A 9,465-nucleotide genomic window follows, 5' to 3' on the forward strand; every position below is an offset into this window, starting at 1 on the left:
ACCTAAAACTAGAAGCGATAGCAGCAGAGGCAGGGCAAACGCCTGGTGGCTACTTAAAGAAAAAGCTGGAGTCAGATACCAATAACTTTCTTGAAGACCTTCAGTTTATGAAAGGAGATATTAGTGAGATTCTGCACTTATTGCAGTCGGAAGATGAAGGATCAAAAGCAGTAGAGAGTCCATCAAATCAGAATGATATGATCAAGGCTTTGATGCCGATAGTGCTAGAATCGTTATTGATATTAAGAGAGGTGGCAGCACCTAACAAGGTATCCAATGCTCAAAGATTGGTCGATAAAGCAGGAATAAAAGCATACAATAGTTTGGATTGATAATTAAATATAGATTGCCCTTGTCTCAGCTGAGACAAGGGCTTTTTTTGAGAAGCCCTTCAATGTGCAGAAAATTGTTCTTGATAGCATATTTGTGGAAGACTGCTAGAGATACTAGCTGTCTTCCACAAATTTTAGTTGCTATTGACAAATACATAACTGTGTAAGCCCATACTAGCCGTTTAAGAAGTTGCAAAGGTAAATTACCTAGCAGATTACCAAATTATATTTAGAACCTTATAGGGAGCTAAATAAGATGCTATTAGTTCTATTTGACTAGCGCTTTGATCTCTATTTTTTAAATTATTTTAAATCACTAATATTGAATTCATTGCTATCTTTACTGGCTTTTTCTTTTGTCATTTTAATTATTAATAACCAAAAAGGTTTTTAATGTTTTTAAATACTTTTAAAAGCTTTTATGTCCTCGGAAGCCATTGGTATTAGGAGGTTTTACGACCCATAAAGCAACGTTTTACGACCCATAAAGCAACGTTTTACGACCCATAAAGCAACGTTTTACGACCTATAAAGCAACGTTTTACGACCTATAAAGCAACTAATATATAAAAATGTTGCTTTAACAACTTTTAGCTATTATAGTTGCTTAAAATTAGGTGGAAGATGAAAATGTCTAAACAGTTAGTTACTAAGGACAACTCTTTAATTGGCGCGAGTTATAGTTTAGGAGTAGTTGAACAACGCTTAATATTTTTAGCGATTATTGAGGCAAGGGAACAAAAAACATTAATAGAAGCTGGAGGGTTATTAAGAATTTACGCGCAAAGCTATACCAAACAATTTAATGTTGAAAAACATACATCTTATGAAGCTATGAAAAGAGCAGTAGAAGGATTGTATGAGGCAGGTTTTGCGTATAGTAAGATAGATGAACGTTCAGGAAAGATAGGACATTATAAAAGTCGTTGGGTAGATAAGATTGGCTACATTGATGACTTAGGTTGTGTTGAGTTAGTATTTGCAAGTGATGTAATACCTTTAATTACGAGGCTTGAAGCGCGTTACACGGAATATGAATTGAAGCAGGTCGTAGGATTGCAGAGTGAGTATGCAATCAGACTATATGAGTTAATTATTCAATGGAGGTCAGTAGGCAAAACCAATCAGATATCACTTGTGGAATTGCGCGAGAAGCTGGGCTTGGTAGAGGAATACCAACGAATAGAAGCCTTTAAAAGACGGGTTTTAGACTTGGCGATCACTCAAATCAACGAACATACTGATATTACTGCTGAATACGAACAGCACAAACAGGGACGTGTCATTAAAAGCTTTACATTCAAGTTTAAAGCAAAGAAAAGTAAAGAAAAAGTTGCTACTAAAATTGCTAATAATGCCGATATGACTGCTATTGAAGGACTTAGCGATAAGCAACTAGGACGTATTGCTCGCAACCCTAGCTTTATAGCAGATTACAATCATTTGGTGAGCTCTACCAGTCCAGCAGGTCAAGATCCTAAAGCGTGGGAATTTGAGATGATTAATCGCCTTAAAAGAGACGCTTCTCAATTTAAGAAGCGTCCAATTCGAGAGTATCTCGAATTTTAAAGCTATTCTACAAAATTAGTTTCTGATTCTTATTCTAAATTATGCGCAACAATCTAAAATTTTATTTATTTCCTTTAGCTCTGTTATGGCTAGAACATAACATCTCGCAATTTTTAGAGTCTGTAGATCCGCCTTTACTCCATGCTTTAACATGGTCAGCATCCATCTCGCTTAACTTCCAGATTCTTTTTTTATTGGAGTTGTCGCTTATTGCACATAGAGGACAATTTGAAACGCCTTCGATCTCGGCTTTATTTTTCTGCTTATTGTAAGTAGATCTTTTAGTTGCATCATCAAATATACGAACTTCAAGGAGTTTGGTATCAACAGAACCGCCAAGTATATATTCAAAAATACCTCTATTCTTTTTGACGTATGGATCAGCATAAAGATTTTGGACTTCTTTTGATACTTGCTGAGGATCAAAGGGCTTTCCTTTGTATTCTGTATACAAGCGCCCCCATTCTAAGCCTTTCATTTCCTTTTCAATGTCTAGAAACACAGTTGACACCCAGTCCAGAACACTATCAAAGTAATTTTTAAGCTCATTTATATCGGTGTCTGTGCGATGGCGGCTCATATAGTCGCTGATATTCCCTTTACTTACCCAGTCTAAAGCTGTTTCTAAAAAATCTTGCCTAAGAGCAGTGCCTGAAATATAGTTACTCCATTTCTGGACATTAGAGTTTTGGCTATTACTAAACTCTTCTTTGGCAAGAGTGACAAAACTTCCCGAGTATACTGCATTCAGTAGCTCCTGTTCATTTAGAGGAACGCCTATAATATTGATGGTTTTAAACCATTCTTTTATCTCGGTTTCTGTGCCTTCACACTCGTAAACTAACAGCTTTGTCTCAAGAATTTTTTTTTGTAGGTCTTCAGCTATGCCATTAAAATACTGCTGCATTCCATTTTTGTCTTTAATGGCAAATTTATTAGTAACAAACCTCCCAATACTCGTAATACGTTGTTGTCCATCCAATACTTCAAATTTATTTTCATCAGTTTTGTTAAAATAAATGAGACCTATAGGATAGCCTTTTAATATTGACTCAATGACAGCAACGTCTCTTTTACCATCTGCATAAATATAATTACGTTGATATTCAGGTTGTATAGTTAATCTTCCTGATAAACCAAACACCCCTTTCCCCTCAAACTCGTTATAAACAAAACCTTTGCAAATATCACTGATGGTAGTCTCTGTATTAAGTATTGCTTTCATCTACTAACTTCCCTTTATTATTTTTTATGACGTATAAATATTCTTTGATAAGTTGACTGAACGATATGGCCATCTTTATTTATAAAATAATTTTTCTTTCCATCATTTTTCGCAATATTAGTGTTTTCATTAGTTTTACCGCCTGAAGAGCCTGTTCTCTCTCCGTTTTGCCTAACTTCCACATAATCATCATATTTTTTTGTATCGGGTACTTCGTCGTGACACCCTCTTTGTGTAGCACCTAGAATTTCAAATTGATCAGGGTTGTATTTATCAAGAAAGCTAATTGGAACACCCATGACACCGTCATAGTCGCGAGGAATAGCATTAGTGAATGGTATCTCGATTGCATCGTAATTATCATATACTTCGTAAGCAGAATTTCCTTTCATTCTATTATTAAAACGTAAATTATCTTCCATAGTCATCAATTGCAATGGTTGATGGCGGCGACCATGCTCAAAACTTGTAAACCAGCATGAGTTGCCTAACCTTGTGTAGTCGCCAATATAACCAAGCTTGGCAGCCTTTTGCCTATCACTTTCTTTAACTTCCGCACCAGCGGGAACAGCAAAGACCATATCATTACTGTTACCTGTTGCGCCTAACCACATTCTATTTTCTTTAATTAGAGGAAATACTTCTTTATAGGTGATAGCGTTCATATTACCTATGATGACGAATTTTTTATCTGCTTCAACTATCCAAGCTAGAAACTCACGAAATAATGAAAAAGGTGGATTAGTAATAATCATGTCAGCTTCGTTTCTTAGTTTCTCAATCTCTTCACTTCTAAAATCACCATCACCTTCTAAATAAGACCACTCCAAATCGTCTATATCAATCTTACCATCACCTGACTTATCCTTCGTAAGTGTAAATATCTTACCGTTATTTAAAGCCTTACTTGCATCAAATTGTGGATCTTTACTCTCAAATAGACTAGGTTGATAATCCTCTTTATAGATTTTTCTATTGGGAGCGTAGCTTGTACTAATAAGTTTTTTTAAACCAAACCTAACAAAGTTTTGAGCAAAATATCTTGTAAAATTACTCCATTCAGGATCATCGCATGGAAGCAATATGGTTTTGTTAAAAAACACATTTGGATCATAATCTAGATATGCATTTATTTCTTTTTCGATATCCTCGTATTGTGTATAAAACTCATCATTCTTGTTTGTCTTAGCCTTAGAGAGGTTTCTATTTGCGGTACTTTGTCCACTATTTGCCATTACAAAATAATCCTATATAACTAATATTTTTAATATTTGCGAATTTATAATATCAATCTTCTGTCTATTTTTGGTAATTACCCATACTTCTCAACACTTTGTTCAATTATAGGCATAGAAGATGCTAATGACATGAGCTACACATCAAACCCTTTTTGATTTGCCTCATAGTTAGGTTGGTGGAATAGTTATTCACTGAACATTATGTCTATCTAGAAATGCACTTTAACCTAACTAAATGGCTTGGTTGCTTTTAAGGTAGAGAAGAACAGATATTATAAATGTCAGTGTGCCCTACAACTAACTTAAGAGAGTTAGCAGTCTATTTTGGAAAATACCCTTACGCTTATACAAGTTTAGAAAAGTTATACTTGGAAATATTCAAATGAATGTCTGTTTTTTCATCTTCACTTTAATTATGAATATTTCACTAAGAGTTTAGTGTATCTACTAATAAAATCATTACTATCTAAAAAATAGTTCGGATAAGCTTCTTCAATTTTATTGACATCATCTACAGACACTAAAACAACATCAAAATTATTACTTCTTTGATATTCCTGCTCTAATCTTACATAGTCTTCGTTAGCATCGCGTTCATCGTCATATGGCAAAACTTTTGTTTCATGTGTATATAAATTTAGTTGAATTAAATAATACTTTGCTTCAACACTTTGCTTAGGCGAGGGTATGGAGGTAAAACCTCTTAGCATTTCAATAATCTGTAATTTTTTATCTAAAACATCTAACTTAATACATATATCTGATGGAGTATGCTTTGCGTAAGCAGCGACTATAGGAGAACCCTCTTCAATTGAAAAAAGAACACTTGATAACTCAAGAAAACGTAGATAGCTTTCGTTTCCTTGCCCTGCTTTAAATGAAACACGTTGCAAAGATCCCAATATCTCTACTACAGTTGCCCATTCATGCTGGATTTTAGTTCGGATTTGTAATTCTAATTTAAAATAACTATTTCCATCAGCTTTACATTTGAATATTTGATGTATACCTCTATAGCCATCAGGCTTCGGTTCCGAGATATAGTTTGTAGTATGGAAATCATCAAAAATACAATCAGAGTTAATTATTTCGCAATTATGAGTGTCATGTATGAACTGATCTAAAACTTCCATATCAGGTAAGGTAACTCTGATACCTACTAGATCGTCCATTTGAGCTAATCTCATAGTTGGCCTTACCACTAACTTATTAGCTATAGACTCTAACCTTTTTGATCGAGAAGAAACGATACTTTGTTCAAAAACCTGCAAACGCTTTAATTTACCTTCTAATAAAGCAGAAAAATACTTTAGAGAGGGGATATGATTTTCTCGATACCGCTTTAATGTAAATAGTGCATCTCTGAACTCTTCTTCACTTATTGTATTTTTAGAAGTCGAATCTAATTCTTTCATATAAGAACGTATGATATCACCAGATTTTGTAATGGCGCCTTTAGAAATAGGAAAAGAGAGTGGCGTCTCTTGATTGACGTCACTCTCTTTAATGTCTTCAATTTCAATATCTTCAAAGGTTGTTCTTATATCTAATTTCACATTATTACACTCTACCTTCAACCATCTCTTGAAAGTTGATAAGAGTTCCTACTGCACCTTTAGACCATGCAGTTTCTGGTTGATGTGTCATCCAAGATAGTTGAGTACCACTATAGTTACCGTAAGCTTCAGTTATTTGTTCTAGAAATTCGATTACTTGTTTGTCGTTAGAAGGTACTGTTTGAAGCTCACTCCACATACTGTAACCAAAACTACTGATACTTTTAGCGCCAAAAACTTTAAATTCATGGTAAATTTCAGGTAAAACAGGGCCATATTGCCATCGCTCAAAGTATCCTTCAAACAAAGGGCTATTGTTTGACTTTAAATACCATGATTGAGCAAAAAACATTAACTTTTGCAACTTCATTGGAGTTAAGTTATTAGTTTTTCCATTATTAGATTGTTCAATAAACGCATTGGCAACAGCAATAGCTGAATATTTCATAATAACCTCCCTTTAGGTTGATTAGTTTATATTTAGAGGAAAATAGATCCTAAAAGTTTCAAAATTAGGCATGTATATGTTTGAAGATGTGGTAGGTTATCCGTAAAACACACTTAAAAAATGTAAATGAATTACTTCAGTTCGGAGGTAGCAAATACAACTAAATATATATTGCTGTTTTTAGCGGAGCAGTACAGTATACCATACGTATACTCTTTTCACTTAGATAAAGCAACCCAAACATTCAGTTTGCCCCACTGACGAATTAATGCCATAGTTGTTCACTGAACGTTCTGAACACTTGCTAAAAACGTACTTGAACACTAGGTGAATCATGAGCATATCGGTGACGAAAGCGGCAAAAGAATGGGGTTTATCAAGAACCACCATCTATCAGAAAGTCAATGATGGTGAGCTATCCAGAACATCAGATAAGAAAATAGACGTTTCAGAAATGTTGCGCGTGTTTGGTGAACCAATTTCTAAAAAACGTACTGAACGTCCAGTGAACACTGTCCAAAGTACACCTCTGAACAATCAAAGTGTTCAGTACAATACAGAGATTGAACACCTATTAGCGCTTGAAAAGCTCAAGAATGAGCACCTCAGCCAACAAGTGAGCGATCAAAAAAAGTTGATAGAGAATTATCAGCAGCAGATAGCACAGCTGAACAAAACACTGGATAAAGCCAATGCCAGTATTCAGGATTTTGCTCAGGTTAGACTGTTAGAGTTTAAAAAAACTGAGGCTGACTATGAGCCACCTCTTGAACAAGAGAAAGAAAAAACAGACGACTCAACCGTTGCTACGACCCAGAAGAAAAAAAAGTGGTGGGAATTTTAAACATCGTAAGCTTATCGACTAATGATCTAACAAATACTCTTCTAGCGCATCGTTAATCATATCTTGGTAGTTTCCGCCGGTCTTTTTAGCCTTATCCTGGAATCGAGCAATGATACTAGGACTCACGATACTGGCACCGACTATAGCATCACTTGGCACTACGCTGCCACGGGTCGCACCCGACCAATCAGTAACTTCAGGCATATCAGACAAATCAATATCATCATCTGAAAGCGTAGCCAATCGTTGCAAGTTGGCTTCTTGCTCAGCGCTTAAAGACGGTAATTCATTTGCTTTATAGCTAACCTTGTTCATAAAACCTCCTTTCAGCCTTAGTGGCGCGTCGTGCTGATATGATACGAATAACTTCACCCCCCTCACTATCTCTTTGAGTATGAGCGACCAGTAATACCGCCACTCCATTCACTGCGCCAAGCGCTTGCCACCGTTCTTCACCATTTTCATATCGGTCTTGCTGACGCAAACACAAAGGATCAAAAAATACCCGAGCTGCTTCTTCAAAGGATAAGCCATGTTTGCGTTGATTACTGCTATTTTTCTGTTCATCCCATTCAAATTCAATCATTGATCACCATCTTCAAGCGTATTGGTGCTAGGCATTGTCTGATAATCAAAAGACAGCGGTATGCTATTGGTTTCTGCTACCTGATGCAAAAACAGCTTAATCGCCTGAGAAGGCGTTAAGCCATAGCCTTCAAGCACCGAAAACGCCTTATCTTTTAACTCTTGATCAAGACGGATATTATAATTGGTTGTGGTCATAGCATTACTTATCGCTTATTTATGTACCCTCAATATAAGCGATAAGTGTACCCAACTCAATCACTTTAGCGTTTCAGACTTTCACGAATAGTGACAGTAATGCGCTACTCATTCAATCCATCCAGGAAATCATCAATTTTCTGTTTTAGCTGTTTTTGTATGATGTAGAGTTCGCTCGCGCTACATTCTCTTAGTAAACGTTCCTCATCTTTTAACTCAAACATTTTTTTACGTATGCTATCGCTATGAGCTTCGTTTTCTAAACCAAAGGTGTTAAGACGTCCCATTTGACGGTAGTATTCTCGTTGCGCCTCTTCAAACATCATGAAATGGTTACTTGCTACTGATATACCTTCAATACTCATAAACTACTCCTTTTCACACTCGGAAAATGTCCCTTTATGGAATTTTGATTTATTTACTATCAATAACTTACCTATCAAGAAGAGATCTATTGCTTTTGATTGCAGCTTTTCTTTTCATTTCCTCTAACAAAGCATCGTAATCTATTTCTTCAACGTCTTGTTCATCACTTTTAGAATCATCATCAATATCTGTATCGCTCTCTTGAATCGGTTCACCACCTTTCAGATCAACAAAAGTTTGTCCAGAAGCTTCATGTTTAATCTCAACCTTACCATTAGAATTATCTGTAGAGACAGATGATTTCTTTGACTCTTTTCTATAGCGGTAAAGATAATTGGTCAGTGTGCCAGTCGTTAGAATGAGGTCATGGCGCTCAGCTAATATCTCAACCACACCTTCATAGGTATATGAAACAGCCAGCTCTTCGATCACCTCATAAAGATCACGAAATTTGGAAAACTTTGTTCTCTTAGCCATAAATTGCTCTCTATCTAGTTTTTAGCGGTCACTAATATGAGTACAAGGTGCTAAATATATTTGCTCATAATTTGCTAGTGAAATGCTCGTAGTTTGCTTGTAGTTTGCTTGTAGTTTGCTCATAATACAGTAGTCTCATTATATTTGCTCATAATTTGCTAGTAAAATGCTCGTAGTTTGCTTAGTTTTTGCTTGTGTAACGCTCTTATAAGCCTTTTTAGCTAAAAAGGCTTACCACAGGTAGAAAATAACCGATTTTTCTACCTGCTTTTTGGTCATTAAATTATCCAATTTAATGACTACACCTTACGCACCCTATCGCGATGAAAAAAATCATTTTAAATCAGTAACTTACCTGATTTAAAATGATTTTTTCTGCATGCAAAGTGCAAACAAAATTAATTTAAGTAGCTGATTTATATGGTATATTACTGTATGCAATCTGCAAACAAGGATAATTATGAGCACCCCTACCGTATCGTTTAGATTAAAGCCTGAAGTCTACCTAAAACTAGAAGCGATAGCAGCAGAGGCAGGGCAAACGCCTGGTGGCTACTTAAAGAAAAAGCTGGAGTCAGATACCAATAACTTTCTTGAAGACCTTCAGTTTATGAAAGGAGATATTAG

At 35.6% G+C, this 9,465-nt stretch carries 12 protein-coding genes; 3 read left to right on the top strand and 9 right to left on the bottom strand.

Features of this window, described 5'->3' with window-relative positions; translation table 11 throughout:
- Both JMW94_RS14185 and repM read left to right on the top strand, forming a co-directional pair.
- On the top strand, positions 1-332 hold a 332-nt coding region (locus JMW94_RS14185), incomplete at its 5' end, for a hypothetical protein (protein WP_201604832.1).
- Positions 333-956: 624 nt separating this feature from the next.
- The gene (repM, locus tag JMW94_RS14190) at positions 957-1,901 is read left to right on the top strand and encodes a replication initiation protein RepM (RefSeq protein ID WP_227685541.1); all 945 of its coding nucleotides are present in this window, start codon (positions 957-959) and stop codon (positions 1,899-1,901) included.
- A gap of 61 nt (positions 1,902-1,962) precedes the next feature.
- Here repM and JMW94_RS14195 read toward each other — a convergent pair whose 3' ends face one another.
- The 4 genes from JMW94_RS14195 to JMW94_RS14210 all read right to left on the bottom strand — a co-directional run bounded on the left by JMW94_RS14195 (position 1,963) and on the right by JMW94_RS14210 (position 6,368).
- Positions 1,963-3,126 carry an HNH endonuclease family protein gene (locus JMW94_RS14195; RefSeq protein ID WP_095570681.1) on the bottom strand — a complete coding sequence of 388 codons (1,164 nt, stop codon included), beginning with the start codon at positions 3,124-3,126 and terminating at the stop codon, positions 1,963-1,965.
- A gap of 17 nt (positions 3,127-3,143) precedes the next feature.
- Entirely contained in the window at positions 3,144-4,361 is a 1,218-nt protein-coding gene (locus JMW94_RS14200) for an adenine-specific methyltransferase EcoRI family protein (RefSeq protein ID WP_095570680.1), read from the bottom strand.
- Between the two features lie 416 nt (positions 4,362-4,777).
- Positions 4,778-5,920: a RelA/SpoT domain-containing protein gene (locus JMW94_RS14205; protein WP_201604833.1), complete on the bottom strand. Its 1,143-nt coding sequence runs from the start codon at positions 5,918-5,920 to the stop codon at positions 4,778-4,780.
- A gap of 4 nt (positions 5,921-5,924) precedes the next feature.
- Complete coding sequence (locus tag JMW94_RS14210; RefSeq protein WP_095570678.1) at positions 5,925-6,368, bottom strand: Panacea domain-containing protein; 444 nt, start codon at positions 6,366-6,368, stop codon at positions 5,925-5,927.
- A 334-nt stretch (positions 6,369-6,702) separates the two neighbouring features.
- Between JMW94_RS14210 and JMW94_RS14215 the strand changes: the two genes are divergently transcribed.
- Entirely contained in the window at positions 6,703-7,212 is a 510-nt protein-coding gene (locus tag JMW94_RS14215; protein ID WP_201604834.1) for a hypothetical protein, read from the top strand.
- 18 nt (positions 7,213-7,230) lie between these two features.
- Here the strand turns inward: JMW94_RS14215 and JMW94_RS14220 are convergent, their stop codons facing one another.
- The 5 genes from JMW94_RS14220 to JMW94_RS14240 all read right to left on the bottom strand — a co-directional run bounded on the left by JMW94_RS14220 (position 7,231) and on the right by JMW94_RS14240 (position 8,838).
- On the bottom strand, positions 7,231-7,527 hold the full coding sequence (locus JMW94_RS14220; protein ID WP_227685542.1) for a hypothetical protein: 297 nt from the start codon (positions 7,525-7,527) through the stop codon (positions 7,231-7,233).
- Positions 7,514-7,798 (bottom strand): BrnT family toxin, encoded by a 285-nt coding sequence (locus JMW94_RS14225; RefSeq protein ID WP_181716922.1) that lies wholly within the window; start codon positions 7,796-7,798, stop codon positions 7,514-7,516. The genes JMW94_RS14220 and JMW94_RS14225 overlap by 14 nt, the downstream gene beginning before the upstream one ends.
- Positions 7,795-7,995, bottom strand: a complete 201-nt coding sequence (locus JMW94_RS14230) for a type II toxin-antitoxin system RelB/DinJ family antitoxin (protein WP_201604835.1) — start codon at positions 7,993-7,995, stop codon at positions 7,795-7,797. Before JMW94_RS14230 ends, JMW94_RS14225 begins: the two co-directional genes overlap by 4 nt.
- A 104-nt stretch (positions 7,996-8,099) precedes the next feature.
- On the bottom strand, positions 8,100-8,360 hold the full coding sequence (locus JMW94_RS14235; RefSeq protein ID WP_201604836.1) for a hypothetical protein: 261 nt from the start codon (positions 8,358-8,360) through the stop codon (positions 8,100-8,102).
- Between the two features lie 67 nt (positions 8,361-8,427).
- Positions 8,428-8,838 carry a hypothetical protein gene (locus tag JMW94_RS14240; protein ID WP_201604837.1) on the bottom strand — a complete coding sequence of 137 codons (411 nt, stop codon included), beginning with the start codon at positions 8,836-8,838 and terminating at the stop codon, positions 8,428-8,430.
- Positions 8,839-9,465: the final 627 nt, after the last annotated feature.

It is taken from the genome of Psychrobacter immobilis, from assembly GCF_904846185.1.
Classification (GTDB): domain Bacteria; phylum Pseudomonadota; class Gammaproteobacteria; order Pseudomonadales; family Moraxellaceae; genus Psychrobacter; species Psychrobacter immobilis_B.

Excerpts from the sequence above, each read along its gene's own strand:
- JMW94_RS14200 (WP_095570680.1), bottom strand. The coding sequence starts at position 4,361 with ATGGCAAATAGTGGACAAAGTACCGCAAATAGAAACCTCTCTAAGGCT.
- repM (WP_227685541.1), top strand. The coding sequence starts at position 957 with ATGAAAATGTCTAAACAGTTAGTTACTAAGGACAACTCTTTAATTGGC.
- JMW94_RS14195 (WP_095570681.1), bottom strand. The coding sequence starts at position 3,126 with ATGAAAGCAATACTTAATACAGAGACTACCATCAGTGATATTTGCAAA.
- JMW94_RS14230 (WP_201604835.1), bottom strand. The coding sequence starts at position 7,995 with ATGACCACAACCAATTATAATATCCGTCTTGATCAAGAGTTAAAAGAT.
- JMW94_RS14220 (WP_227685542.1), bottom strand. The coding sequence starts at position 7,527 with ATGAACAAGGTTAGCTATAAAGCAAATGAATTACCGTCTTTAAGCGCT.
- JMW94_RS14235 (WP_201604836.1), bottom strand. The coding sequence starts at position 8,360 with ATGAGTATTGAAGGTATATCAGTAGCAAGTAACCATTTCATGATGTTT.
- JMW94_RS14210 (WP_095570678.1), bottom strand. The coding sequence starts at position 6,368 with ATGAAATATTCAGCTATTGCTGTTGCCAATGCGTTTATTGAACAATCT.
- JMW94_RS14215 (WP_201604834.1), top strand. The coding sequence starts at position 6,703 with ATGAGCATATCGGTGACGAAAGCGGCAAAAGAATGGGGTTTATCAAGA.
- JMW94_RS14240 (WP_201604837.1), bottom strand. The coding sequence starts at position 8,838 with ATGGCTAAGAGAACAAAGTTTTCCAAATTTCGTGATCTTTATGAGGTG.
- JMW94_RS14225 (WP_181716922.1), bottom strand. The coding sequence starts at position 7,798 with ATGATTGAATTTGAATGGGATGAACAGAAAAATAGCAGTAATCAACGC.